This is a genomic window from Actinoplanes missouriensis 431, from assembly GCF_000284295.1.
GTDB classification, from domain to species: domain Bacteria; phylum Actinomycetota; class Actinomycetes; order Mycobacteriales; family Micromonosporaceae; genus Actinoplanes; species Actinoplanes missouriensis.
Genome location: NC_017093.1, coordinates 8,323,689 through 8,347,994 on the forward strand (window position 1 = coordinate 8,323,689; position 24,306 = coordinate 8,347,994).

At 71.0% G+C, this 24,306-nt stretch carries 19 protein-coding genes, 1 pseudogene and 1 riboswitch; of the genes and pseudogenes, 8 read left to right on the forward strand and 12 right to left on the reverse strand.

Annotation, left to right across the window (positions count from 1 at the left end; translation table 11 throughout):
* Positions 1–163 precede the first annotated feature (163 nt).
* Together AMIS_RS38030 and AMIS_RS38035 are read left to right on the forward strand one after the other, a co-directional pair.
* The gene (locus AMIS_RS38030; RefSeq protein WP_157435202.1) at positions 164–670 is read left to right on the forward strand and encodes a GNAT family N-acetyltransferase; all 507 of its coding nucleotides are present in this window, start codon (positions 164–166) and stop codon (positions 668–670) included.
* The gene (locus AMIS_RS38035) at positions 670–1,110 is read left to right on the forward strand and encodes a hypothetical protein (RefSeq protein ID WP_014447811.1); all 441 of its coding nucleotides are present in this window, start codon (positions 670–672) and stop codon (positions 1,108–1,110) included. Before AMIS_RS38030 ends, AMIS_RS38035 begins: the two co-directional genes overlap by 1 nt.
* Positions 1,111–1,344: 234 nt before the next feature.
* Here AMIS_RS38035 and thrC read toward each other — a convergent pair whose 3' ends face one another.
* The 4 genes from thrC to AMIS_RS38055 all read right to left on the reverse strand — a co-directional run bounded on the left by thrC (position 1,345) and on the right by AMIS_RS38055 (position 7,695).
* Positions 1,345–2,628, reverse strand: coding sequence for a threonine synthase (gene thrC, locus AMIS_RS38040; RefSeq protein WP_014447812.1), 1,284 nt, complete (start codon positions 2,626–2,628; stop codon positions 1,345–1,347).
* 10 nt (positions 2,629–2,638) lie between these two features.
* Positions 2,639–2,777, reverse strand: a riboswitch (SAM riboswitch).
* A 655-nt stretch (positions 2,778–3,432) separates the two neighbouring features.
* Positions 3,433–4,314 carry an ABC transporter permease gene (locus AMIS_RS38045; RefSeq protein ID WP_014447813.1) on the reverse strand — a complete coding sequence of 294 codons (882 nt, stop codon included), beginning with the start codon at positions 4,312–4,314 and terminating at the stop codon, positions 3,433–3,435.
* On the reverse strand, positions 4,311–7,130 hold the full coding sequence (locus AMIS_RS38050; protein WP_041830322.1) for an alpha/beta fold hydrolase: 2,820 nt from the start codon (positions 7,128–7,130) through the stop codon (positions 4,311–4,313). Before AMIS_RS38050 ends, AMIS_RS38045 begins: the two co-directional genes overlap by 4 nt.
* 46 nt (positions 7,131–7,176) lie before the next feature.
* Positions 7,177–7,695: a hypothetical protein gene (locus AMIS_RS38055; protein WP_014447815.1), complete on the reverse strand. Its 519-nt coding sequence runs from the start codon at positions 7,693–7,695 to the stop codon at positions 7,177–7,179.
* A 74-nt stretch (positions 7,696–7,769) separates the two neighbouring features.
* Here AMIS_RS38055 and AMIS_RS38060 point away from each other — a divergent pair, with 74 nt between their 5' ends.
* Positions 7,770–9,962, forward strand: a complete 2,193-nt coding sequence (locus AMIS_RS38060; protein ID WP_014447816.1) for an AAA family ATPase — start codon at positions 7,770–7,772, stop codon at positions 9,960–9,962.
* A gap of 3 nt (positions 9,963–9,965) precedes the next feature.
* Here AMIS_RS38060 and AMIS_RS38065 read toward each other — a convergent pair.
* From AMIS_RS38065 to AMIS_RS38080, 4 genes and pseudogenes are all read right to left on the reverse strand, one after another.
* A pseudogene (locus tag AMIS_RS38065) lies at positions 9,966–10,190 on the reverse strand (DUF3263 domain-containing protein); the annotation flags it as partial.
* Positions 10,191–10,279: 89 nt separating this feature from the next.
* Positions 10,280–11,293 carry a hypothetical protein gene (locus AMIS_RS38070; RefSeq protein WP_014447818.1) on the reverse strand — a complete coding sequence of 338 codons (1,014 nt, stop codon included), beginning with the start codon at positions 11,291–11,293 and terminating at the stop codon, positions 10,280–10,282.
* Positions 11,290–12,291, reverse strand: coding sequence for an ATP-binding cassette domain-containing protein (locus tag AMIS_RS38075; RefSeq protein ID WP_014447819.1), 1,002 nt, complete (start codon positions 12,289–12,291; stop codon positions 11,290–11,292). The genes AMIS_RS38070 and AMIS_RS38075 overlap by 4 nt, the downstream gene beginning before the upstream one ends.
* Before the next feature lie 49 nt (positions 12,292–12,340).
* On the reverse strand, positions 12,341–13,126 hold the full coding sequence (locus AMIS_RS38080; RefSeq protein ID WP_014447820.1) for a DeoR/GlpR family DNA-binding transcription regulator: 786 nt from the start codon (positions 13,124–13,126) through the stop codon (positions 12,341–12,343).
* A gap of 190 nt (positions 13,127–13,316) precedes the next feature.
* Between AMIS_RS38080 and AMIS_RS38085 the strand changes: the two genes are divergently transcribed.
* The 3 genes from AMIS_RS38085 to nagA are packed head-to-tail and all read left to right on the forward strand — an operon-like array spanning position 13,317 to position 16,257.
* Positions 13,317–14,243 carry an SIS domain-containing protein gene (locus AMIS_RS38085; RefSeq protein WP_014447821.1) on the forward strand — a complete coding sequence of 309 codons (927 nt, stop codon included), beginning with the start codon at positions 13,317–13,319 and terminating at the stop codon, positions 14,241–14,243.
* The gene (locus AMIS_RS38090; RefSeq protein WP_014447822.1) at positions 14,240–15,163 is read left to right on the forward strand and encodes an ROK family protein; all 924 of its coding nucleotides are present in this window, start codon (positions 14,240–14,242) and stop codon (positions 15,161–15,163) included. Before AMIS_RS38085 ends, AMIS_RS38090 begins: the two co-directional genes overlap by 4 nt.
* Complete coding sequence (gene nagA / locus AMIS_RS38095; RefSeq protein WP_014447823.1) at positions 15,160–16,257, forward strand: N-acetylglucosamine-6-phosphate deacetylase; 1,098 nt, start codon at positions 15,160–15,162, stop codon at positions 16,255–16,257. Before AMIS_RS38090 ends, nagA begins: the two co-directional genes overlap by 4 nt.
* Here nagA and AMIS_RS43215 read toward each other — a convergent pair.
* Both AMIS_RS43215 and AMIS_RS38105 read right to left on the reverse strand, forming a co-directional pair.
* Positions 16,254–16,976: a phosphatase PAP2 family protein gene (locus tag AMIS_RS43215; protein ID WP_014447824.1), complete on the reverse strand. Its 723-nt coding sequence runs from the start codon at positions 16,974–16,976 to the stop codon at positions 16,254–16,256. The genes nagA and AMIS_RS43215 overlap by 4 nt on opposite strands.
* Positions 16,977–16,985: 9 nt before the next feature.
* A complete protein-coding gene (locus AMIS_RS38105) occupies positions 16,986–18,416 on the reverse strand; it encodes a trypsin-like serine peptidase (protein WP_014447825.1) in 1,431 nt (476 codons plus the stop codon).
* 89 nt (positions 18,417–18,505) lie between these two features.
* Here AMIS_RS38105 and AMIS_RS38110 point away from each other — a divergent pair, with 89 nt between their 5' ends.
* The gene (locus AMIS_RS38110; RefSeq protein WP_014447826.1) at positions 18,506–19,726 is read left to right on the forward strand and encodes a DUF4032 domain-containing protein; all 1,221 of its coding nucleotides are present in this window, start codon (positions 18,506–18,508) and stop codon (positions 19,724–19,726) included.
* A gap of 10 nt (positions 19,727–19,736) precedes the next feature.
* On the opposite strand, the gene AMIS_RS38115 is transcribed toward AMIS_RS38110, so the two are convergent.
* Entirely contained in the window at positions 19,737–21,467 is a 1,731-nt protein-coding gene (locus AMIS_RS38115) for an NAD-binding protein (protein WP_231859173.1), read from the reverse strand.
* A gap of 123 nt (positions 21,468–21,590) precedes the next feature.
* Between AMIS_RS38115 and AMIS_RS41095 the strand changes: the two genes are divergently transcribed.
* Positions 21,591–22,604, forward strand: a complete 1,014-nt coding sequence (locus AMIS_RS41095; protein WP_014447828.1) for a hypothetical protein — start codon at positions 21,591–21,593, stop codon at positions 22,602–22,604.
* 79 nt (positions 22,605–22,683) lie between these two features.
* Here AMIS_RS41095 and AMIS_RS38125 read toward each other — a convergent pair whose 3' ends face one another.
* A complete protein-coding gene (locus tag AMIS_RS38125) occupies positions 22,684–23,970 on the reverse strand; it encodes an outer membrane protein assembly factor BamB family protein (protein ID WP_157435204.1) in 1,287 nt (428 codons plus the stop codon).
* Positions 23,971–24,306: the final 336 nt, after the last annotated feature.

The window sequence follows — 24,306 nt, forward strand, 5'->3', positions numbered from 1 at the left end:
CACTGGGCGCGAGTGCCAATGACTTGTTTAGCACTCCCGGGTACCGAGTGCAAGAAAACCCATCTTCCCGCGAAACCTCGGTACCGGACCGGTAATCCGATAAGGATCTTGAAAGCGCAGGTCAGGGTTGCCCGGGCGGGGGCCGGCGGGTATGGAGGACGTCATGGACAACTGGACCGTACGCCGGGTCACACCAGAAGACGCGGGACGGATGCGAGCGCTGCGCCTGGAGATGCTCGCGGACAGCCCGCTCGCCTTCCTGGAGACCCTGGCCCAGGCCGCGGCCCGGCCGCACGAGAGCTTCCGGCACCGGATCCGGCAGTCCTCCTCCGGGTCCGAGACGGCCCAGTTCATCGCCGAGCCGCCCGGCGCGCCGTTCATCGGACACGCCGGCGGAACCGTGCTGCCCGACGAGCCGCACTGCACGGTCGTCTTCGCGGTGTACATCACCCCCGCGCACCGGGGCGGCAAGGCGCTCGCGCAGCTCGTCGACGCGGTGGCCGACTGGTCGCTGGCGTGCGGCCGCAACGAACTGATGCTGGAGGTGGTGGTCGGCAACGAGCGCGCTGTCCGGGCGTACCAGAAATTGGGTTTCGCCGACACCGGTGTGCGCCTGCCGCACCCCACCGTGCCGGTGCTCACCGAGCTGCAGATGCGCCGGCGGATCTGATGAGACCGCGGGCCCGGACCGTGCTGACCGCCGCGAACGGCACCACCGCGGCGGGATTGCTGATCGCGAAACTCACCGGCTCCACGATCAAACGAGGCCCGGGCGGCATCCTGATCGCCGAGGGTTACCGGTTCCGGAAACCGCCGGCCTCCTGCTTCACCATCGGTTCAGTGATCATCACGAAGAGGTCCGCTGAATGGTTGCTGGACCCCCGGCGCGAGCGCCTGCTGGCCCACGAGACCCGGCACGCCGATCAGTACGCCGTGCTCGGGCCGCTCTTCTGGCCGGCGTACTGGATCGCCTGCGGATGGTCGATCACGCTGACCACGTCGTTCGGGGTGCGCAACTACTTCGAGAAGAGGGCCGGGCTCGCGGACGGGAACTATCCCGAGTTCGAGCCGCTGCGGCCCTGGATCCAGCGGGTTCTCCGCCGGTCGTGATCGATTTTGGTCGGGAGGACGGACGCACAGCGCCTCCGGCACGAAGCCATGTGGGTCAGCGCTGGATCGTTGGGTCCCTCGGAGATTGTCGCCAATGTCCAGGTGAGGGGCCGCTTACGGCGTCGCGTCCTCCCGCGTAGAGCATCCTGCCCATCCGGAGATCGGATCGCAAGTCCTCCGAGGAGGGATTTTCAACAACCGGCAGAGATGCGGTTACTGAGCGTCATCCTCGGTTCATCCGAGCAGGCCGGCTTCGCGCGCGCCACGCAGCGACGGCTTGATGGTGTGCGTCGGTCCAACCTGGCCCGCGACCGCGTCCAGAGTCTTCAGGCCCTCGCCGGTGTTGTAGACGACGGTCTCCTTGGCCGGATCGAGCTTCCCGGCCTCCACCAGCTTCTTCAGTACGGCCACAGTGGTGCCACCGGCCGTCTCGGCGAAGATGCCGGTGGTCTCGGCGAGCAGCCGGATGCCGGCGCGGATCTCCTCGTCGTCGGCGTAATCCATCCAGCCACCGGTGCGCTTGACCGCCTCGATCGCGTACGGCCCGGCGGCCGGGTCGCCGATGTTCAGCGACTTCGCGATGCCGGTCGGCTTCACCGGCGTGATCACGTCGGTGTCGTTGTGCAGCGCCGTGGCGATCGGGTTGCAGCCGGCCGACTGGGCGCCGAACACCGTCCAGCCGCCCTCCGGCGCCTCCACGAGTCCGATCTCGACCAGCTCGCTGAACGCCTTGTCAATCTTGGTGAGCAGCTCGCCGGACGCCATCGGGACGACCACCTGCGCCGGGATACGCCAGCCCAGCTGCTCGGCGACCTCGTACCCCAGGGTCTTGGAGCCCTCGGCGTAGAACGGGCGCACGTTCACGTTCACGAACGCGGTGTCCTCGAACTCGTCGGTCTCCACCAGCTCGCTGCAGAGACGGTTCACGTCGTCGTACGAGCCCTCGATCGCGACCAGGTCACCGCCGTACACCGCGGTGGTGATGATCTTGCCCTGCTCCAAGTCGGACGGGATGAACACGATGCTCGGCACACCGGCGCGAGCCGCGTGCGCCGCCACCGAGTTCGCCAGGTTGCCGGTCGAGGCGCAGGAGAACCGCTTGAAGCCCAGCTCCTGGGCCGCGGTCAGGGCCACCGAGACGACCCGGTCCTTGAAGGAGTGCGTCGGGTTCTGCGAGTCGTCCTTCACCCACAGCGGCGCGGTCAGGCCGACCGCGGCGGCCAGCGCCGGGGCGGAGACCAGCGGGGTCAGTCCGGGGTCGAGGGTCACCCGGGTGGCCGGGTCCTGCCCGGCCGGGAGCAGCGCCGCGTAGCGCCAGATGTTCTGCGGGCCCGCCTCGATCTCGGCCCGGGTCACCCGCGCGAGAGCCGCCTCGTCGTACGCGACCTCGAGCGGGCCGAAACACTCGTAACAAGCGTGCTGGGCGGCGAGCGGGTACTCCGCGGCGCAGGCGCGGCAGATGAGGCCGCGAGCGGGGGAGGTGGGGGTAGCAGTGGGTGCGCTGACGGCAGACGTCATCGAGGCCTTCCTCTCATCTTTCCCCGCGGCGACCTGCCGGAACGGGGACGGAATTAGCACCTGCCGAGCGGGTGGGCCTCGTCATCGAGACACGCGCGGTGGTTGCCGGGGCTTCAACGGGCCGTTCCCTCTGCCCCTCTGGATGAGGTATTCAGTTGTTTCCCGAAGCTTACGACGAGAGTCCGCGATCTTCACCACGAGTTCCCGAGGTGTGAGCGACTTCCCTCCGGCACGCTCCTCCGCGACCTTGGCAGGTCCTGCCCGCGTGGCAGCCACTACTCGCCTGGATCGCCCCGGGCGGGGCAATGCCACTTAGCTGATATTCAGTGGCAGGTCCGGCCGTCCGGTCCGGTGATCATGATCCGTCGGGACCTGTCGCTCGTGCCGCCAGGTCACACCCGTGATCGACTGAGGTTGAGCGGCGTGGGACAGGCGGCTCACGGTGGGGCTCGCCCGGGGTTGGTGGCTCACAATGGGCTCACCCGGGGTTGGCGGCTCACGGTGCGGCTCTGTCGCGGGGGCTGCGGCGCACGGAGGTGCACGCCGGCCGTGATGAGGTCGCACGGAAACGGTTCGTGTGCTGTCATCCCCGCCCTGGCGTTGATGAATCGCCACGCAGGCGTTGCGTGTGACCTGGTCCCCCGCCGCAGGCGTTGCGTGTGGCCTTGTCGATGCGGCGGCGGCGTTGCGTGGAGCCTCATCTACGCCGCTGGTGCCGCGGACGGTCTCGGGCCGGGCTACGCGACTGCGCGGGCCGGTCGATGCGGCGATCCGCACCCACCGCCCCGCTACGGCATCGATCCTCTAGGAAGTCACGTCCTTGCGGGTGAATCGGTAGAACGCGACCCCCCAGAACAACGTCGCGTACACCACCGCCGAGATCGCCCCCTGCGCCAGATTCTCGGTCTGCACCGGGCTGGACAGCAACCCGCGCCAGGCATCGGCGTAATGCGTGGGCAGCAGGTTCCGCAACCCGCCGAGCGCAGTGATCTGGTCCAGGATGCTGGAGAGGATCCACAGCATCACAGCGCCCCCGACCGCCCCCAACGCCGCATCGGTCAGCACCGACAGCAGGAACGCCAGCCCTGCCACCACGAGCATCACCACGGCGAGATAGGCCACCACGGCCAGCAGCCGCAGCAATCCTTCGGACGCCGGCAGCTCAGCGGCGATGGTGCTCCCGAGGGGCCCCCACCCGTATCGCAGCGTCCCGATCAGCAGGGCCGTCCCGGTGAGCGTGAGCAGGGCCAGCAACGAGTACGCCCCGGCGACGATCAGCTTCACCCCGAGCAGCCGCCCCCGCGGGACCGGAATCGCCAGCAGATAGCGCAGGCTCCCCCAGCTCGCCTCGGACGCCACCGTGTCGCCGAAGAACAGCGCCACCACCACGACCAGCAGGAATCCCGCGGAGACGGCGAGCGCGAACAGCGCGAAGTTGAGCCCGCCCGAGGTGGCCAGGTCGGCGATGCTGCTGAACGCGCCGCTGACGTCGCCGTCCTCTTCCGGGCCGGGGTCGCCGATCTCGAACGCGACCAGCATGATCACCGGCAGGAGCACCATGAAGCCGAGTGCCAGCTGGGTGCGGCGCCGGGAGGCCTGGCGGCGCACCTCGGCCCAGATCGGCAGTGTGCGTGACGCCCGGTAGCCGGCGGCGGCCACCACGCTGCCTGCGGAGTCGGTGCTCATCGGTCCCCACTTCCCCGCGAGTTGTCGCCCACCAGGGCCAGGAACGCGTCTTCGAGCCGCCGCCGGGGCACCAGCCGATCCACCCCGATGCCGGCCGACACCAGCGAGGCGACCATTTCCGAGCGGGGTGTCCCGTTCATGTCGACGATCAGGCTGGACGCGCCCTCCTCCTTGACCGAGCGGACGCCGAGCTCTTCCAGCACCCGTGTCGCGCCCGGCACATCGGAGACGTCGAGCTGCACCGACGGGGAGTCGCCGACGATCTCGTCGACCGGGCCGGACGCGACGATCCGGCCCTTGTTGACCACGACGGCGTGGGTGCAGGTCTGTTCCACCTCGGCGAGCAGGTGGCTGGAGACGAGCACGGCCCGGCCGTCGGTGGCGTACCGCTGCAGGACGCGGCGCATCTCGGCGATCTGCGGCGGGTCCAGGCCGTCCGTCGGCTCGTCGAGCACGAGCAGTTCGGGCAGGCCGAGCATGGCCTGGGCGATGGCGAGACGCTGGCGCATGCCGTGGCTGTAGTTCTTGGTCCGGCGGTGCACCGACGCGCCCAGGCCGGCGATCTCCAGCGCCTCGTCGAAGCGGGCGTCCTCCCACGGGCGGCCGGTGGCCTGCCAGTACGCCCGGAGGTTCTGATAGCCGGTGAGGTGCGGCAGGAAGCCGGGGCCCTCGACCAGCGCGCCGACCCGGGACAGGATCGGCGCGCCCGGCACCAGCCGGTGCCCGAACACGAAGATCTCGCCGGCGGTCGGTGTGGTCAGGCCCATCAGGACCCGCAGCGTGGTGGTCTTGCCGGCGCCGTTCGGTCCGAGCAGGCCGACGACCTGGCCCCGCTCGACGGTGAAGCCGATCTCCTGGACCGCCACGAAACCGTCGCCGTACGCCTTGCGCAGCCCGTCGACCACGAGCGGGGTGTCCGCGTACCGCGCGTCGACGGTGGTCTCCCTGCGGCGGTGCCGGCTGCGGAGGATCAGCAGGACGGCGACGAGGCCGAGCAGGACTGCGGCGACGACACCGGCGAGCACGTACCACCAGAGGGTCGCCGGGTTGGCGATCGGCGTGCCGGTCAGCGTCGGGAGGGTGAGCGTGGGCTCTGCCGCGACCGTGTAGGTGGTCGGCTGCGCCGGGGTGAGGAACGCCTGGTCGGAGGTGGCGACCGCGACCCGCAGCGTGTGCCCGGCCTCGATCCGGCGCACGATTGCCGGCATCGTGACGGTGACCGGCTGGGCGTCCTCGACGGTCTCCGGCAGCCCGGTGAGCCGGACCGGCGCGACGAGGCCGGCGCTGAGCGTGGCCGCGCCGCTCTGGTCGACGTCGTAGAGCTTGACGAAGAGCGTGGCCGCACCGGTGGGCGAGGCGGCACGCAGTCGCACCTGCGGGGCTCCGCCGACCTCGATCGAGGCGTCCAGCGGTTCGGAGGTGAACGAGGCGAACTGACCGGGAACGTCCATCGCGATGCCACCGCTGAGCACCGAGGTGAGCCGTCCGCCGATGCCGGGCAGCGAGCTCAGGGTGCCGGGGTTGCCGTTCGGTGGGTTGGCGATCGGCTGCGCCGATCCGGTGAGCGAGACCTCGGTGCGTCCGGTTCCGCCCATTGAGGGGTACGCCTTCGCGGAGTACCCGTTCGTCACGAGTCCCCGATCGAGGGCGCTGAAGCCGGCCACCCGCGACCAGGTGAAGTCGTCGCCGGGCGCCTCGCCCTCGCCGTTCAGGTAGTGGTCGAGCCACTGCACGGTGAGGTACTTGACCCGGTCCGAGTCGGAGGCCGGCCCGGCGCCGCCGTCGTGCCCGCCGGTGAACCAGGCGACACGGACCGGGGTGCCGGTGGCGGCGATCCCGCGCGCGTTCGCGTCGGCCTCGGAGAGCGGGAAGAGCGTGTCGACCGCACCCTGGATCAGCAGCGTCGGCGCCTTGATCTTGTCGAGGGTGGCTGCCGGGCTGGACTTGCGGAGCAGCTCGACGGTTCCGTCGTCGGGGATGCCGGTGGTCGCCATCTGCAGGTAGGCGGCGCAGACGTCGGCCGCGAACCGGCCGCAGGCGGGGTCGGCGGTCTGCGGCCGCCCCGGCGTGGCGGAGTCCGGCGTGGCGGAGTCCGGCGTGGTCGCATTCTGCGTGTCCGAGGCCGGCAGGGCCGAGTCCAGCGTGGCCGAGCCGTTGCCGAAGAACAGGCCCGCCCAGGACTTCTTGAAGACGCCCACCCCGCCGGTGTCGGCGGACTGCGGCAGGAACGACGTGTTCAGGTCGTTCCAGGTGATCGACGGGACGATCGCGTCGACCCGCTGGTCCTGACCGGCCAGCATCAGCGCGAGCGCGCCGCCGTAGGAGCCGCCGACCACGCCGACCCGCGGGTCGCCGGCGGCGTCGGTGCGCACCTCGGGACGCTTCGCCAGCCAGTCGAGCAGCCTCTGGGCGTCCTTGACCTCGTAGTCCGGGTGGTCCAGGTGGATCTCGCCGCCGCTGCGGCCGAAGCCCCGGGCGGTGTAGGCGAGCACCGCGTAGCCACGGGCGGCGAGGCTCTCGGCGTCCGAGCTCACCGAGTTCTTGGTGCCGCCGAAACCGTGCGCGAGCAGCACGGCAGGCACCTTCCCCGAGCGGTCCCGGGGCAGGTAGAAGCGGGCGTCCAGGTCGACCGGCTCGTTCCCGGACGGCCCGGAGTTCACGGTCAGGCGCAGATCCTCGGCGGCCCAGGCGTCAGCTCTTGAGCGGACCTGCCAGACGGTCGCGGCGGCGAGCAGCACGACCACGACCCCGGCGATGATCGCCCGGCGCCGGGTGAGCCGGGGCAGCTTGCGCAACCCGGCGGTCAGGGCAGACATGGCGCACACGCTAGCCGGAACCGACTGTGCGACACCTGTGAACCGGTCAGCATCCCGAATCGGTGCGGTGGCGTTTCTCCACGCTCGCGGCGACCCCGCCGACCAGGCCCGTCACGTTGTCACCGGTGACCTTCACGAGCAGCGCGTTCGCGCCGTCGGAGACCTCCCAGGCGGCGCCCGGACGACCGAAGATGATCTTCCCGTCGGGGTACCGCGCCGTCACGTCGGCGAGCTCGGCACCGACCGCGAGGCCGGCGTCGGTGGCGGCGCCGGGCGCGGTCACCTCGATCTGGACCAGCCGGCCGTCCGCGAACCGCAGCTTCGGCTTCTGCGGCAGCGCCGAGCCGGTGCCGGTGGCACAGCCCGCCTCGTCGGTCTTCAGCGCGCCGACCAGCTGGGCGCCGATCAGCTCGTCCCGGGTCTGACCGATCCGGTACGGCCCGAACCCGCTCGCGGTGAGCCCTTCACCCGTGCCAGGAGCCGCCGGAGCAGGTGTCTTCTCCGTGTCCGCGCCGCATCCGGTGACGGTCAGCGCGACGAGCGCGGCGATCAGTACGAGCCTCAACAACGGCCTCCCGAGCCTGCGGCGGATAGCGTGGACGTCCAAGAGCCCGAACGATCAATTCGGAGGCATCCGCGGTGGCTGATGATCTCACGCTGACTGTGACATTGCGGTCGGCGGCCCTGGACGCGCGGCGGGGCATCGTCCGCCTGCACCCGGAGGTGATGGCAGCTCTCGCGCTGCGGCCCGGCGATCCGGTCCGGCTGACCGGCGCCCGCACCACGGCCGGCATCGTGGCCCGCGCCGAGAGCACGTCGAGCCGGGCCCTGCTCTACGCCGACGACCTGATCCTGGGCAACCTCGGTGTCCGCGACGGCGGCCAGGTCACCGTAACCCCGGTCCCGGTCGTCGCGGCGCGCCGGGTCACGCTCACCGGACCGGCCGAGATCGTCGCGGTGGTCTCCCCGGAGATGCTGCGGCTCGCCCTGCTCGGCAAGGTGGTCAGCGCCGGCGACGACGTGTCGCTGCTGCCGCAGGACGTCCTGCCGGGCGCCGGCGACCGGGGCCTGGTCGAGGCGGCGCGGCGCAGCCTCGCCAACCGCGTGGGGTACGCGTGGACCAGCACCCTGCTGACCGTGACGTCGCTGGACGGCCCGGACGCCGCTCTCGTCACCATGGACACCGTGGTGGCGTGGCAGGACGGGCCGGTCACCGCCGGGCCGTCGGTGGAGTCGGTCCCGGTGATGACGACCGAGGCGCCCAACCTCGATGACCTCCCCGGTCTCCGGCCACAGGCCAAGGAGCTGGAGGAACTGCTCGACCTGGGCTTCAACCACGGCGAGGTGCTGGCCCGCCTGGGCACCAAGGTGACGCTCGGCGTGCTGATCTCCGGCCCCTCCGGGTCCGGCAAGTCCGCGCTGGTCCAGGCCGTGGGCGCCGCGGTGGGAGCTTCGGTACGCGGTGTCTGGGCGCCCGAGCTCGCGGCGCTCACCAACAACGCGGCGGCGGCCCGGTTACGTGAGCTGAGTCAGGAGGTCCGCGGCAAGACGCCGGCCGTCCTGCTGATCTCGGACGTGGAGGCGCTGGCGCCGCGGGAGGAACCCGGCCCGATCTCCACGGTCTTCCGCCAGGTGCTCGCCGAGACGGTCGCGGCCGGCGCGGCGGTGGTCTGCACGACCAGCAAACCGGAGTCGGTCGACCCGGTGCTGCGGGCGCCCGACCTGCTCGCCGTCCAGCTGACCGTCCCGCTGCCGGACGCCGCGATGCGCCGGGAGCAGCTGGCCGCGCTCACCCGCGGGATGCCGCTGGCGGAGGACGTGCGGCTGGACGACGTGGCCGGCCGTACCCCCGGATTTGTCGCCGCCGACCTGGGCGCGCTGACGCGGGAGGCCGGGGTGCGCGCGGCCCTGCGTCACGTCGGCAACGGGACCGGCCCGGACGCGCCGACCGTCACGATGGCCGACTTCGAGGCGGCGCTCGACGTGGTCCGGCCCACCTCGATGGCCGAGTCCACGCTCGAGGTCGCCGAGGTGACCCTGGACGACGTCGGCGACATGGCCGAGGTGAAGCAGACCCTCACCGAGTCGGTGCTGTGGCCGCTCACCTATCCGGACACGTTCGCCCGGCTCGGCGTCTCTCCCCCGCGCGGCGTGCTGCTCTACGGCCCGCCCGGCTGCGGCAAGACGTACCTGGTGAAGGCGATCGCCGGGACCGGCAAGGCGAACGTGCTGTCGGTGAAGGGCGCCGAGCTGCTCAGCAAGTGGGTCGGCGACAGCGAGCGCGCGGTGCGGGAGCTGTTCCGCCGGGCCCGGGAGGCGGCTCCGACGCTGGTCTTCCTGGACGAGGTGGACGCGCTCGCCCCGACCCGCGGCCAGGCCACCGACGGCGGCACCGCGGACCGGGTGGTGGCGGCCCTGCTCACCGAGCTGGACGGGGTGGAGGACCTGCGCAACGTCGTGGTGATCGGCGCCACCAACCGGCCCGATCTGATCGACCCGGCGCTGCTGCGGCCCGGGCGGCTGGAGCGCCTGGTCTACGTGCCGCCGCCGGACGGCGAGGCGCGGGCCGCGATCCTGCGGGCGTCGGCCCGCGCGGTGCCGCTGGACGCCTCGGTCGACCTGGACGAGCTCGGCGCGGAGCTGGAGGGGTTCTCGGCGGCCGACTGCGCCGCGCTGATCCGGGAGTCGGCCCTGGCCGCGATGCGGGACTCGCTGGAGGCGTCCACGGTCACCGCGGCGAACGTGGCGACGGCCCGGAAACGGGTGCGGGCGTCGCTCGACCCGAATCAGGTGGCGTGGCTCGCGGCATACGCCGAGACACACCAGCCGTGAGCGCTATCGCCGGCGGGTCCGGGCCCGTGCTGATCGCAGCCGTCGCAGGCGGCCGATCAGCACGGGGTCGTGCTCCAGCGCCGCGGGGTTGTCGAGCAGGCCGTTGAGCAGCTGGTAATAGCGGGTCGAGGAGAGGTCGAAGGTGTCCCGGATCGCCTGCTCCTTGGCGCCGGCGTGCTTCCACCACTTGGTCTCGAACGCGATGATCTGCTGCTCACGCTCGGTGAGGGCCGGTCTTTCTTCTTCCTCCATGGCGCTCCAAGCATCAGCGGGGATCACCAGGATAAGCGTGCCAGGTGATCCCCGCGCACGTTACCTCATGTGATGTCGCGCTTACGCATCGTCCACATCGAAGCGCCGACGATGACCGCCACGACGACCGCCATCCCGATGCCCGCGGTCTGCCATGTCATCAGATACGTGTCCGGCTCACATCCGGCCGACGAGGAGAAGTTGCAGGAGTCGTAGTCGATCGACTCGTACTCCTTCGACATCCAGGCCATCCCCCAGATCGGCAGCGCCCAGACCTCCCAGTACTTGAAGCCGGCCAGCTGCGTCATGATGATCACGCCGATCTGCAGGGCGCCGGCCGCCACCAGGACGCCCAGCGCCATGCCGGTGTGCCGGCCCAGCGAGGCCAGTGCGAACCCGAGCGCGCCGGCCGCCACGATCAGGCCGAGGCCGCGCAGACCCATCAGGCCGAACGACTGCCAGACGCCCGAGGTCATCTTCTCGGTGGTGCCGCGGTTCTCCGCGAGCAGCCGGAAGAGACCCGCCCAGACCGCGCCGAGCAGCACCGCCAGCGTGGTCAGCCAGCCCAGGAAGACGCCCAGCTTGGTGCCCAGCACACGCAGTCGCTGCGGCTGCCAGAGCAGCAGGTTCATCATGCCGCCGCTGTTCCACTCGGCGCCCACGAAGGACGCTCCGATCAGGAACGCCGCCGCGGCGAGGACCACGGCGAACACCGAGATCATGTCCCGGAAGTCGTCGCGCAGCTCGAAGGTCGGCGGGATGCTCCACCGGTAGTCGAACTCGTCCGGCTGCGGCGTCCAGATCGCGGCGTCGCAGCCGCCCGGCCAGTTCTTCTCCGCCTCCGGCGTGCCCTGCGCGGCCACGCACCGGGCCCGCTCGGCCTCGGACTCCTGCAGCGCGCGCTGGTAGTCCTGCTCCGCGCTGGCCTTGGCCGCCGCGATCTGGTCCGGTCCCACCTTCTCGTTGGCGAGCCAGGCGCCGGCCACGACCGCGACCAGCACCAGCAGCGTTCCGAGGACGATCAGTTTGGTGAAGCGGCGCTTGATCAGCCGCCGGGATTCCGCACGAGCCAGGCTCACTGTCCCCACCCACCCTTGCCCGCTGCGCTCTGGCCGGCGGTCAGCGCGTTCTCGTCCACCTGCCGGCTGTGCCCCTCGACCGGCGCGGTGCCGGTCAGCTCCAGGAAGACGTCCTCCAGGTCGGCCGCGACGGGCGTCAGCTCGGTGACGTAGATCTGCTGGTCGGCCAGCAGCTTGGTGATCTGGGCCGGGTTGCTCGCGTTGCCGACCGTGAAGTGGTCGGCGGCCAGTTCGACCTGGGCACCTGCCCTGCGCAGCATCTGCGCCGCGCTCATCAGGTCGACACCCGGCTCGAGCCGGACCTTGACCGCCCCGCTGGTGTGCTGCGCCAGCACCGACGAGACCGAGCCGGACGTGACCCGCCGACCGGCCGAGATGATCGTGACCGAGTCGCAGATCAGCTGGATCTCGCCGAGGATGTGGCTGGAGAGCAGCACCGTCATGCCGGAGTCGGACAGGTCCCGCATCAGCGTGCGCATCTCCCGGATGCCACCCGGGTCCAGGCCGTTCGCCGGTTCGTCGAGAATCAGCAGCTTCGGTTCCTTGAGCAGCGCGGACGCGACCGCCAGGCGCTGCTTCATACCGAGCGAGTACGTCTTGACCCGCTCCTTCGCCCGATCGCGCAGTCCGACCAGGTCGAGCACCGAGTAGACCCGGTTCCGGTTCACCCCGCCGGCGTCGGCGAGCAGCGACAGCGTGGTCTCGGCCGTGAAGTTCGCGAAGAACTGCGGGCTCTCCACGATGGCGCCGACCTCGCGAGCCACCTCCGGCAGATGCCGCGGAACCTCACGCCCGAGGATCGCCATCCGGCCGTCGTTGGGCTTGATCAGCCCGAGCAGCGTACGCAATGTGGTGGTCTTGCCGGAGCCGTTGGGACCGAGGAATCCGTGCACCTGACCGGCTTCCACGACCATGTCGAAGCCATCCAGCGCATTCCGGACACCTTTACGACTGCGGTAGGTCTTACGCAGCCCTGATATCTCGAGTACGGCGGTCATTCGCCGCACAGTAGGTGAAGATCGCCACTATCGGGATCCCGAACACACGTCAGGCGGTGATGACGTCCACTCCGGCCTCGCGGAACGCGTCCACCACTGAGGGCGCCGCCCCGGAGTCGGTCACCAGCGTCTCCACCTTGGAGATCGGGCAGATCCGCGCGAACGCGTGGCCGCCCAGCTTCGACGAGTCGGCGATCACGACGACCCGCTTGGCCCGGGCCACCATGAGGCTGTTCATCGCGGCCTCGCCCTCGTGGTGGGAGGCCGCGCCGAGCTCGACGTCGAGCGCGTCGACACCGAGCAGCACGATGTCGATGGTGACCTCCTTGAGGAGAGCGCCGCCGAGCGGGCCGACCACCTCGAAGGACTGCGGGCGGACCACCCCGCCGGCCACGACGATCTTCATCCGCGAGCGGACCAGCAGCTCGTTGGCGATGTTGAGCGCGTTCGTCACGACGGTCAGCTGGGCGCCCTCGCCGACCGCGTTGAGGTCGGGCCGGACCGCCAGGGCCCGGGCCACCTCGGTGATCGTGGTGCCGCCGTTGAGCCCGACCACGGTCCCCGGGCTGACCAGCTTGGCGGCGGCCTCGCCGATGCGCTGTTTCTCGGCCGAGTGCTTCGCGCTCTTGTACCGCAGCGGCAGGTCGTAGGACACTCCGTTGGCGACCGCGCCACCCCGGGTACGCGTGATCATCTGCTGCTGGGCGAGCTGGTCGAAGTCACGGCGGATGGTCGCCTGTGACACGTCGAGGGTCTCTGCGGCCTCCTCGACCGTCACACGGCCGCTCTCCGTGAGGAGCTCGAGCAGGGCATTCCACCGCGCGTACCGGTCCACCCGTCACTCCCAGCTGCACGTTTCATGATAAGTGTGTGCACATTAGTGCGCGAAAGGTCCCGAAGCAAAGCGACGCGATGCGCAAAGGACCTTTGGAACTTGCCCCCACGCCAAGGCCATGAGCACAATAACGCGCGAAAGTCCCGGGAACCGAGCGCTAATGCGCAGCAACTACCGGTGAGGAACAGCTATGAGCCATGTCAAGGCGGAGATCGCCACCCAGCCGGAGTGCTGGCGGAAAGCAGCGAACCTAGCCGGATCAGCGCCCGGCCTGCCCACCCCCGGGGAGCGGGTCGCCGTCGTCGGCTGCGGCACCTCCTGGTTCATGGCGAAGGCGTACGCGGCGCTGCGTGAGCAGGCCGGACACGGTGAGACGGACGCCTTCCAGGCCTCCGAGTTCCCGCACGACCGCCGGTACGACCGGCTCGTCGCGATCACCCGGTCGGGCACCACCACCGAGGTCGTCGACGTGATGCGCACCGTCGGTGCGAAGGCCCCGGTGACCGTGCTGACCGCGGACCGCGCCCAGCCGGCCGCGCAGGTCGCCCGGGACGCGATCGTGCTCGACTTCGCCGACGAGCAGTCCGTCGTGCAGACCCGGTTCGCCACGAGCGTGCTCGCGCTGCTCCGCGCCCACCTCGGTGAGGATCTGGAGCCCGCCGCGATGGACGCCGAGGTGGCGATCCGCATGCCGCTGCCGGTGCACCCCGCACTCGTCGACCAGATCACCTTCCTCGGCCGGGGCTGGACCGTCGGCATCGCCGAGGAGGCCGCGCTCAAGTGCCGGGAGACCGCGAGCTTCTGGACCGAGTCGTACCAGGCCATGGACTACCGGCACGGGCCGATCTCGATCGCCGGGCCGCGCCGCGTGGTGTGGGCGTTCGGCGAGGTGCCGACCGGCCTCGCCGACGAGGTGGAGAAGACCGGCGCCGCCTTCCTGCACAGCCGCCACCACGGCGGATACGCGTCGCTCGGCCGCTGGGTCGGCGGCCGTGACCCGCTCGACCCGATGGCCGACCTGATCCTGGCGCAGCGCGTCGCAGTCGCGCTCGCCACCACCCAGGGCCTCGACCCGGACAACCCGCGCAACCTGACCCGTTCCGTGATCCTCGGATGACCGAGGTCGTCATCGCCCTCGACGTCGGGGGCACCGGGATGAAGTGCGCGCTGGTCCGGCCGGACGGCACGGTCCAGCACGAGGAACGCCATCCCACCCGGGCCGAGCGTGGCCCGGCCGCGGTCACCGAGAACATCCTGGACGTCGCCGAGTCGCTGGCCGCCACGGCACGCGCCGCAGGACTCACGCCGGTGGCCACCGGCATCGCCGTGCCCGGTGTGGTCGACGAGGTCACCGGGGTGGCGGTCTGGTCGGCGAACGTGGGCTTCCGGGACGTACCCCTGCGGGATCTTGCCCGGCAGCGGCTGGACATGCCCGCCGCGCTCGGCCACGACGTTCGCGTCGGCGCCCTCGCCGAAGCGCGCCTCGGCGCCGGCCGGGGACGCCGGCACGTGCTGTTCGTGGCGATCGGCACCGGCATCGCGGCCGGCCTGGTCGTCGACGGGTCCGGCTACCCGGGCGCGCACGGCGCCGCCGGCGAGCTCGGGCACGTGATGGTCCGGCCGGGCGGCTCGGTCTGCGGCTGCGGCCAGCGCGGCTGCCTGGAGGCGGAGAGCTCGGCGAAGTCGATCGGGCGACGGTACGCGGAGCTGTCCGGCGCCTCGGAGGCCACCGCGTTCGACGTGGCGACCCGGGCAGCGGCCGGCGAGGAGCTCGCCGGGCAGGTCTGGCGGGACGCGATCGAGGCACTCGCCGACGGGCTGCTGACCGCGCAGGCGCTCTACGACGTCGGCGTGGTGGTGCTCGGCGGCGGACTGGCCGAGGCCGGTGACGATCTGCTCCGGCCGGTACGCGCGGCGGTCGCCCAGCGGATCACGTTCCACCGCTCGCCGGAGATCGTCCGGGCCGAGCTGGGTGACACGGCCGGTTGTCTGGGCGCGGCGCTGCTGGCCCTCGACTCGTTGCAGGGAGACCGATGACGCGCCTGGCAGGCCGGATCGTCACGCCGTCCGGGATGTTTCCCGGAGAGATCACCGTGACCGGTGACTCCATCGCCTCGCTGGACCTCGCCGGGGACGCCGGCGACGACATCATCGTTCCCGGATTCGTGGACCTGCACTGCCACGGCGGCGGCGGGCACACCTTCACCACCGGCGACGCCGCGGCGGCCCGGGAGGCGGCCGCCTTCCACCTCGGTCATGGCACCACCACGATGCTGGCGAGCCTGGTCAGTTCCCCGTTCGAGCTGATGCGCGACGCCACCCTGGCCTACCGCGCGCTGGTCGAGGACGATGTGATCGCCGGTATCCACTTCGAGGGCCCGTACCTCTCCCATGCGCGCTGCGGCGCGCAGAACCCGGCGTTCCTGCGCGACCCGGCGCCGGGCGAGCTCACCGAGCTGGTCAAGATCGGTGAAGGCGCGGTACGGATGATGACCGTCGCGCCCGAACTGCCCGGCGCTCTGGACGCCATCGCGTTCCTGCGTGAGCACGGCGTGCTGGCCGCGGTGGGACACACCGACGCCACGTACGCGCAGACGCATGCCGGCGTGGCAGCCGGCGCGACCGTCGGCACCCACCTGTTCAACGGCATGCGCCCCCCGCACCACCGCGAACCCGGACCGGTGATCGGCCTGCTCTCCTCGATCGCCGCGGTCGAGCTGATCGCCGACAACATCCACCTGCACCTGGGCATGCTGGCGTTCGCCGCGGGCAGCGCCGGCCCGGACCGGTCGATCCTGGTGACCGACGCGATGGACGCCACCGGCATGCCGGACGGCCGGTACGAGCTGGGCGGCCAGGAGGTCGTGGTCGCCGACCGGGTGGCCCGGCTGGTCCGGGACGGCTCGATCGCCGGAAGCACGCTCACCATGGACGTGGCGCTGCGCAACGCCGTGGCGGCCGGCCTGTCCCTGACCGATGCGGTGACGATGGCGTCGACGACGCCGGCGCGGCTGCTCGGCCTGGACGACCGGGGCGCCATCGCGCCCGGTCTGCGAGCCGACCTGGTGGTCCTGGACGCCGACCTGAACCTGCGCCGGGTGATGAAGGCCGGGGCCTGGATCGCCGCCTAGCGCCGCGGCGGCGACAGGCCCGCCGGCCGTTCCCATCCGCGCAGCGCCGGCAGCGGGATCGCGTCCCACGGGATGCGGGCGATGATCCGGGCCAGCACCAGCCCGAGCAGCACCCCGGCGACCGAATCGGTGACCCAGTGGAAGCCGAGGTAGACCGTCGTGCAGAAAACGATCACGACGGGGGCGACCCGGAGCGCCAGCCACTCCGGGCGGGTCAGCGGGCGGTGCAGCAGCGCGGCGATCAGGACGGCCATCACCGTGTACCAGACGAGCACGTTGCCCATGTGCCCGGACGGGTAGCTCATCCCGTATTTCCCGATCGCCGCCGGGTTGAACAGCTCGGTCTTGTCCGGCCCGGTGAAGGCGGGCGCGGCCCGGTCGAAGAGCAGCTTCGCCGGCCCGATGGTGAGATAGGTCAGGACGAACGCCGCGACGAACGGGAACACCGCTCGCACCGAGCGCGTGCGCCACACCAGCAACCCGGTCAGGATCAGCGCGACGGGCGTCAGCACCTGCCCGCCCTGACCGAGATAGTTCAGCACCCGGGCGGTCCAGTAGAGAGCCGCCGGCTGGTGCGCGAAGGCCCAGTCCGCGACCCGCTGATCGAACGCCAGCAGATGACCCGCGGCGAGGGCCACGGTCAGGGCCACGAACGCGACCACGGCGAGCAGATCGGGCCACCAGTTACGGGTCCGGACAGGTGCTAGGGACGAAACCACACCACCAAACTAGATGGAGGCGCGCAACTTCGCGGCGAGCAGGTCACCCCGTACCCCGGAGTTGGGGCAGCCGCCGAAGTGGTGCAGCGCCACCACCCGGTTCGTCCGCCGGGACAGCACCGGTGAACCGGACGAGCCGCCCGCGGTGTCGCAGAAGTAGGAGACGTCCGAGTGCGGGGCGTACCCGGTGTAGTCCGGGTTCTCGACCGAGCAGTTGCTCGCCTTCTCGCCCTTGCCGCCGGCGATCCGGGTGGGCTCGCCGGCCGGGTGCTGCGGCACGTAGAGCTCCTGGCCACGGGTGGGCCGGCTGGTGTCCAGGGTGAGGTAGCCGAACTTCTCGACCGACGCGAACCCGTCGACCGTGAAGACCGTGTAGTCAAGCGTCTTGTCGGTGGCGATCACCTGGTCGCCCCAGACCTTCGTGGGCTTGAAGACGTCGTATCCACCGCACTTGGCGCACTGGTAGTTGAACCACACCTCGGTGTCGTAGGCCTCGCCGGACGTGGTGAGGCAGTGGTTATTGGTGATCATGCGGTTCTTCGGGCCGACCCGCCAGCCGGTGCAGAGCTCGGTCCCGTTGATCAGCAGCCGGGCGATCGCCTTCGACTTGGTGTAGGCGACCGGGTCGGCCGACTGGTAGCAGACCGCGTCGCTGGAGGTGTCCGCCCCGCACACCGACTCCTCCCGGCCGGGCCGGGCCCGATGCGAATCGGCGCCCGACCGTGCCCGCTTCGACTCGCCGCTCTGCCGGGCCCGCTTCGACTCCCCGCGGTCGAAGCCTCGGGCCACCCGGTCGACGCGCACGCCGAGGTTGCCGAGGGCGGTACCGAGGCCGAGCGGGTCGACCGCGCGGTGCATCTCCACGATCGCGGTGTCCCCGGTGATCGACATGGCCCACCGGCCGTCGTCGGCGGCCTCGTACCGGTAACTCTCGGTGCCTTCCGGGTTGGAGACGGTCAGGTAGTCACCGGGGAGCATGTCCAGCCGGTCGAAGTGCACCTTCACGTACGACGCGCCGGGGTAGTGGAACTTCTCCTCACGGGGCCCGGTCAGATACTCCAGCACCTTCCGTACCGCAATGAGCTCACCGACCCGCTCCCGGCTCGTACCCGTGGTGGTGGCCGATTCGAGCGGCCGCTCGCGGCCCGGTCCCGCTTCCTTCGCGGCCCGTTCCGGCGCGACCGGCGCCGCGGACCCGCTGGACGCCGACGGGGCCGGGGAGGGCGTCCCGGCGGCGCGTTCCGCGCGTCCCGACTCCTCGACCCTGGTTGCGGCGGGTGCCTTCCCTTGCGCTGCCACGGGGGTACGGCTGATCGCCGGCGCTTCGTGCCAGATGCCGACCGGGCTATCGCTGGTGGGTGTCGCCACCACCGCGGCTGCCGTACCGGCCAGCGCGAGGGCGGTGCACGTTCCGATGACGATGCCTGTCTTGCGTCGCATGCCACTCCCGTACGTAGTCGGCCGTTTCGCACCTGTGTAACGAGCCACCAACGCACGCGACGCGCCGAACAAACGGGCACACTGGGGCGGTGCGCATCACCTCCGCCCTCATCGACCCGGCGCTCCTGGACCTGCCATGGCACATTCCCCTGGAGGACTGGCCGGCGGACCACCTGGTAGCACTCCCGCAGGGCATTTCGCGGCACGTCGTCCGGTTCGTCAAGCTGAACGACACGGTCTACGCGATGAAGGAGACCCGCGAGCGCATCGCCGAGAAGGAGTACGACCTGCTCCGCGCCCTGGAGCGGATCGACTTCCCCGCGGTGCAGGCCGTCGCGATCGCCACCGACCGGCAGACCAAGGAGGGCGAGCCGCTGGAGACCGTGCTGGTCACCCGCCACCTCCAGTTCTCCCTGCCGTACCGTGCGCTCTTCTCCCGGGTGCTGCGGCCGGAGACGATGAACCGGCTGCTGGACGCGCTCGCCGCCCTGATCGTGCGGATGCACCTGACCGGCTTCTCGTGGGGCGACTGCTCGCTGTCGAACACGCTGTTCCGGCGGGACGCGGGCGCTTTCGCGGCGTACCTGGTGGATGCCGAGACCGGGAACCTCTACCCGAAACTCTCCGAGGGTCAGCGCAGCGAGGACATCGAGATCCTCCGGCTGAACATCTTCGGCGAGTGCCTCGACCTGCAGGCCGCCGAACTGCTGCACGAGTCGATCGACCCGGAGGCCGTGGTCGACGACATCGTGGCGCGCTACGAACGGCTGTGGCACGAGGTGACCTACGAGCAGGAAGTGGCGAAGGACGCCCGGCACCACATCGAGCGCCGGATCCGCCGCCTCAACGAGATGGGCTTCGACGTCGCCGAGGTCTCGATGTCCACGATGGACGGCGGATATCGGGTACGCCCGAAGGTCGTCGACGCCGGCTATCACACCCGGCGGCTGATGCGGCTCACCGGACTGGACGCCGAGGAGAACCAGGCCCGTCAGCTGCTCAACGACCTGGACACCTACCGCGCGGAGAGCCACCTCACCGACGAGCAGCAGGCCGCGCACCGCTGGCTGACCGAGGTCTTCGAGCCGGTTGTCCGCGCCGTGCCGGCCAACCTTCGGCAGAAACTGGAGCCGCAGGAGATCTTCTCGCAGATCATCCAGCACAAGTGGCTGCTCTCCGAGCGGGCCGGCCGGGATGTCGGGATGGGACCGACCGTCCAGTCGTACCTGACCGAGGTTCTGGTCAACAAGCCCGACGAGCAGGCCGTGCTCGGCATGGAGCCGGACGAGCTGTCCAGCGTGCTGCCCTGACGCCGACGGCTCAGAACGTCAGCGCCCGCAGGCCTCCGCGCCGCGCCACCACCAGGATCCGGTCACCCTCGGCGAGCACCCGCCGGGGGTCCGGCCGCCAGTCGACCCACTCCTGGCCGGCCGCGGACATGCCGAGCACCCGCACCTGGCCCGGATGGTCAGCGTGCTCCAGCGGGGCGCCGTCCAGAGCGGACCCGGCCGTGATGGTGACCGTGGCGACCATGACGGCGTGCCGGTCGACCGGGATGGTGGCGTGCACGTCGCGTTCCAGCAGGGCGGCCGCGAAGACCGGCGCACAGAGCCGGGACACGCTCCGGGACGTGTTGATCTGGAAGGCCGACTCGACGCGCTGCGCGAAGTCGTCGTCGAAGAGCCGGAGCACCACCCGCAGGTCCTCGTGCGCGCTGCGGGCGCGCAACGCCGCCTCCAGGTTGATCGGGTCGTTGGTGGAGAGCACCACGAGTGCCCGGCAGGTGTCGATCGCGGCGGCTCGCAGCGTCGCCTCGTCCGACGCGTCGCCGACGATCACCGGGATGTCCCGGTTCTGCGCGGCCTTCACCCCCACCGCGTTCTTGTTCCGGTCGATCGCCACCACCCGGACCCCGAGGTCGTGGAGCTGACGCATCACCTGGGTGCCGACCGTGCCGAGGCCGACCAGCACCACGTGATCGCGAAGCTCGCTGACGAGCCGGCCCTGGGTGATCGCCAGGCGGGCGTTGACCATGCCGTCCACCACGGCGGCGGTGATCAGCGGGATCAGCGCGAGACCCGCGATGGTCAGGACCAGCTGCGCGGCCTGTGCGATGGCGTCATAGTTTTCCTCCACATCGGACGATCCCACCGCGGTCAGCAGGGTGACGTAGATCTGCTCCCAGAGGCCGTGGTCCACCTTGTCGTACCGATTCAGGACGGCCCCGGCGACGAGCGTCGTGGCGAGCGTGATCATTACCGCGATGCCGAGCTTGCGACTGAGCGCCGCACGCACCGCACGCCCGAAATAGCCGAACGGCCGCCGCTTGCGCCCGGCCCGGGTCAGCAGCCGCCGGGTCACGTCCTCGCCAGGCGGCCGGCCGACGGCTTCGGCGAGCACCAGGTCGGTCGGCAGCATCCAGTCCGGCTCGGGATCGGCGGGAAGGACGCTGACCTCGCCTTCGGCGTCGGTGACGGTCAGGGTCAGCACGACCCGGCGGGCCGGGACGTCGGCACGCTCAGCGACATAGAGGGTACGGTCGGCGCGGCGGAAGTGGGTGGGCGCGACCTCGCCGAGAGCGGCCGCGACGAACGCCGGCGCCGCCATCTCGGCGTCGGAGAGCACGGCGCAGTCCGGGAAGAGCCGGTCGACGCTCTTCGCCAGGCCACGGCTGGACATCCGGACCACCACCCGCAGCGTCTGCTCCACCTCGCGGGCACAGAGGGCGGCGTGCAGGTTCGTCATGTCGTCCGGCATGACCAGCGCGAGCGCCGCCGCGCCGTCGAGGCCCGCCTCCTGGAACGTCTTCTCGTCCAGCCGGTCGGCCCGATGCCAGGTGACGCCGCGGTCGGCGAGGCCGGCCAGATCCGGCACATCGGCGCGCACCCGGTGCGGAGTGATCACCGTGATCCGGATCCGGCGCCGGGAATTCGCGAGCTCCTCGGCGAGTGTGTAGACAAGTGCGTCGGCCCCGCAGAGCACCAGGTGAGGCCGCTCGTCCTCAGTGGACTTGTCGGGCTCGGGACGCTCGTTCGCGGGCAGCACACTCACGTTCGCAGATCGTAGTCAGCCGGAACCGACGCGCGGGGCCGCTCGTTGCCCCATCCGAACCATTCGTCCGACTTGGTGGGTAAATACCCAACCCATCGTCCGAAGTGGCTTGGAGAGAGATCAGTGCGGAAGTTGTGGTGTGCCGGAGCGTTCATCGGCGGGATCCTGCTCCTCGGGGCGGCCCCCGCTCAGGCGTCTGGAACCCGGACCGACGAACAACCGCTGAACCCGGCCGGTGAGGCGCTGCAGGTGCCCCCGCTCGTGTCCGACCCGCTCAGCGGTGAACCGCTCATCCAGATCGGACTGGACGGCAAGCGGATCGTCCGGATCCAGCGGGGTGGGGACGGCTCCGGCCGTACCGAGGAAAAGGCCGGCCGCGCACTGCCCGCAGCCGACGTGGTGAGCGGAACCCTGCCGAGCCGGGACCAGAAGCGCCGGACACCGGGGACGCTCGGCCGGCTGCCGAACCCGGCGCCCGCCGCGCTCGCCGCACACGACCTGGCGATCTCCAAGGGTGCGCTGATCGCCGGGCCGCTGTTCACGGCGCTCGGACCGAGCGGGCTGCCCGTCACGCACCACATGCCGGCGTCGCCCGGCGCCGGCACGGCGCACGCGGAGAGCACGAGCACGGATGTGCCGCTTGTCGGGCTCGGCGACGCGGTGCCGGTTCGCGGGGTCCAGCGCCAGGTCGGGGATCTGAGCGTCGCGGATCTGAGCAAGGACATCTCGGGGCTGCCGCTCGGAGGGTCGCCGGTGCTGCAGTCGGGCCGGTCCGCCCGGCCGTCCACGCCCGGTGCGGCGGCCTCGGCTCTTCCTGTGGACCCGGCTGCTTCGTCGACCGTGCCGGGTGCTGGTCAGCCCGCACCGGCGCAGTCGTCCCTCCCGGCGCAGTCCGCTGTTCCGGCGCAGTCCGCTGTTCCGGCGCAGTCCGCTGTTCCGGCGCAGTCCGCTGTTCCGGCACAGTCATCCGTCCCGGCGCAGGCGTCGCCGGCTCAGTCGGCTCCGGGCAAGCACTCGTCCGGCAAGCACTCGTCCGCCAAGCACTCGTCGCCGTCCGCTCACTCGACGAGCGTGACGCCGCGTGACCAGATCGACGACCCGCGTCTGCTCGAGGAGCCGACCGAGGGGCTCAACTGATCAGGGTCGTACCCCTGCGTTGATCCAGCGAGAGCGCGCGCCGCCGACATCCAGCGGTGCGCGCTCTCGCGCACGTCCCTCAGGCGAACGAGTACAGCGCGAAATCGGTCTCCCCGACGCAGGCCAGCACCGACGTGTTCCAGGCACAGGCGCCCGGCCGCACATCACGCACCAGCCCCATCTCGGTCGCCTTGTCACCGACGTGGACGCCGGACAGCGAACGGCTGCCCACCGACGTCGTCAAACCGTCCGAGAAGCGCAGCACATTGCCGGCGTCAAGACGCACCGCCACACCCGGCACCGTCCACGTCGCGTCACCACCGCCGCCGAGCAGCAGGCTCGAATCGTCGGTGACGGCCAGCAGCGAGTCACCGACCGGGGTGAGCGACTCGACCTGGGCGACGCTGTGCCGCCACAGCTCGCCGCCCTTCACCGCGTCGACGGCCACCACCTCGTCCTTGTCATGGTCGAACCCGGCCGTCTCGACGAAACAGAGCCGCGCCTCGCCGCACGGGGTGAGCTTGCTCAGCGAATCCGCCGGATCGGCCGTGTGCAGGGTGACCGGCTCACCCAGCTTCTCCAGGTCATAGGCGAAGATCCGCTTCGCGGTGCCGGACTCCTGGACGAACAGCCGCCCCTCGTGCGCAATCACCTCGTCGCTCGTGGACGCGACGCTGGGCCGGGTCCGCGCGACCTTCCCGGTACGGATGTCCCGCACACTCGCCGACCGATCACTGTTGATCTGCACGAACCGGTCGTCGTCCGACACGTTGGGCGAGAACGGCCGCCCCGCCGATCCGGCCGGCCCGGCGAGGTCGGCCTGCGTGGTCACGGTGACGACGGTGGTCGCGTCCGGGTCCTTCTCCTCCCACCGCACCCGCCCGTCAGCCAGGTCCAGCCCGAGCAGCCGCTCCTCCACCCGGTCGACGAGCACCATGGTGTCCGCTCCGATGTGCACCGCGTCGGAGGCCCCGAGCGGCCGATTCCACAGCTCCGCGCCGTCCTCGGCGCTCAGCAGCCGCATCTGCGCCTTACCGGTGCCGGACTCCAGCGCCGAGAACACCACCAGCGCCGACGGCAACGCGATCATCCGGTCCCAGAGCGCGGCCGTACCCACCGCCGGGTTTCTCCAGACCACCTCGCGACTGCCGGTGTCCACCGCAACCACCCCGAGCCGCCCGTCCGGGTCAGCGCTGGCGAAGTACGCCCGCTCCCCGATCACCTCCGCGTCCGACCAGGCCGAACCCACCGGAACCGCCGGCTCGAACCGCCCGATCTCCTCCACCGGATGGAAATCGATCGCCCGCACCCCCGGCCAGAACACCACCGCCGCCGCGGCCAGCCCCAGAACGACAACCCCGGCCAAAACCTTCCACCGGTACGACCGGACCACCGGCGCCTCACGTGTGACCCCGGGACTCCCCGGAATCGCCCACGTCGAGTCTCCCGCCCCGACCGGATAGGGCACCTGCCCACCGGCAGCAATCGCAGCCGCTTCCCCGGTAGCCCACGGATCCACCGGTTCGGCATACCGAGGCTCAGCGTGCGTGTCCGTGGGCGGCCCCTGATGCGGCGCAGTAGCCCCGTCGCCGCCACCGGTGTCGTTCTCCCCCGGAGCCGCCATGCCGTCCCCTCCCCAACACCCCACACCGGCCCGTCATGCTACCGACCCCCACCCCACCAGCCCCGCCTCCGCAGCACG

Excerpts from the sequence above, each read along its gene's own strand:
- AMIS_RS38085 (WP_014447821.1), top strand. The coding sequence starts at position 13,317 with ATGAGCCATGTCAAGGCGGAGATCGCCACCCAGCCGGAGTGCTGGCGG.
- AMIS_RS38105 (WP_014447825.1), bottom strand. The coding sequence starts at position 18,416 with ATGCGACGCAAGACAGGCATCGTCATCGGAACGTGCACCGCCCTCGCG.
- AMIS_RS38030 (WP_157435202.1), top strand. The coding sequence starts at position 164 with ATGGACAACTGGACCGTACGCCGGGTCACACCAGAAGACGCGGGACGG.
- nagA (WP_014447823.1), top strand. The coding sequence starts at position 15,160 with ATGACGCGCCTGGCAGGCCGGATCGTCACGCCGTCCGGGATGTTTCCC.
- AMIS_RS38035 (WP_014447811.1), top strand. The coding sequence starts at position 670 with ATGAGACCGCGGGCCCGGACCGTGCTGACCGCCGCGAACGGCACCACC.
- AMIS_RS38075 (WP_014447819.1), bottom strand. The coding sequence starts at position 12,291 with ATGACCGCCGTACTCGAGATATCAGGGCTGCGTAAGACCTACCGCAGT.
- AMIS_RS38090 (WP_014447822.1), top strand. The coding sequence starts at position 14,240 with ATGACCGAGGTCGTCATCGCCCTCGACGTCGGGGGCACCGGGATGAAG.
- AMIS_RS38050 (WP_041830322.1), bottom strand. The coding sequence starts at position 7,130 with ATGTCTGCCCTGACCGCCGGGTTGCGCAAGCTGCCCCGGCTCACCCGG.
- AMIS_RS38045 (WP_014447813.1), bottom strand. The coding sequence starts at position 4,314 with ATGAGCACCGACTCCGCAGGCAGCGTGGTGGCCGCCGCCGGCTACCGG.
- thrC (WP_014447812.1), bottom strand. The coding sequence starts at position 2,628 with ATGACGTCTGCCGTCAGCGCACCCACTGCTACCCCCACCTCCCCCGCT.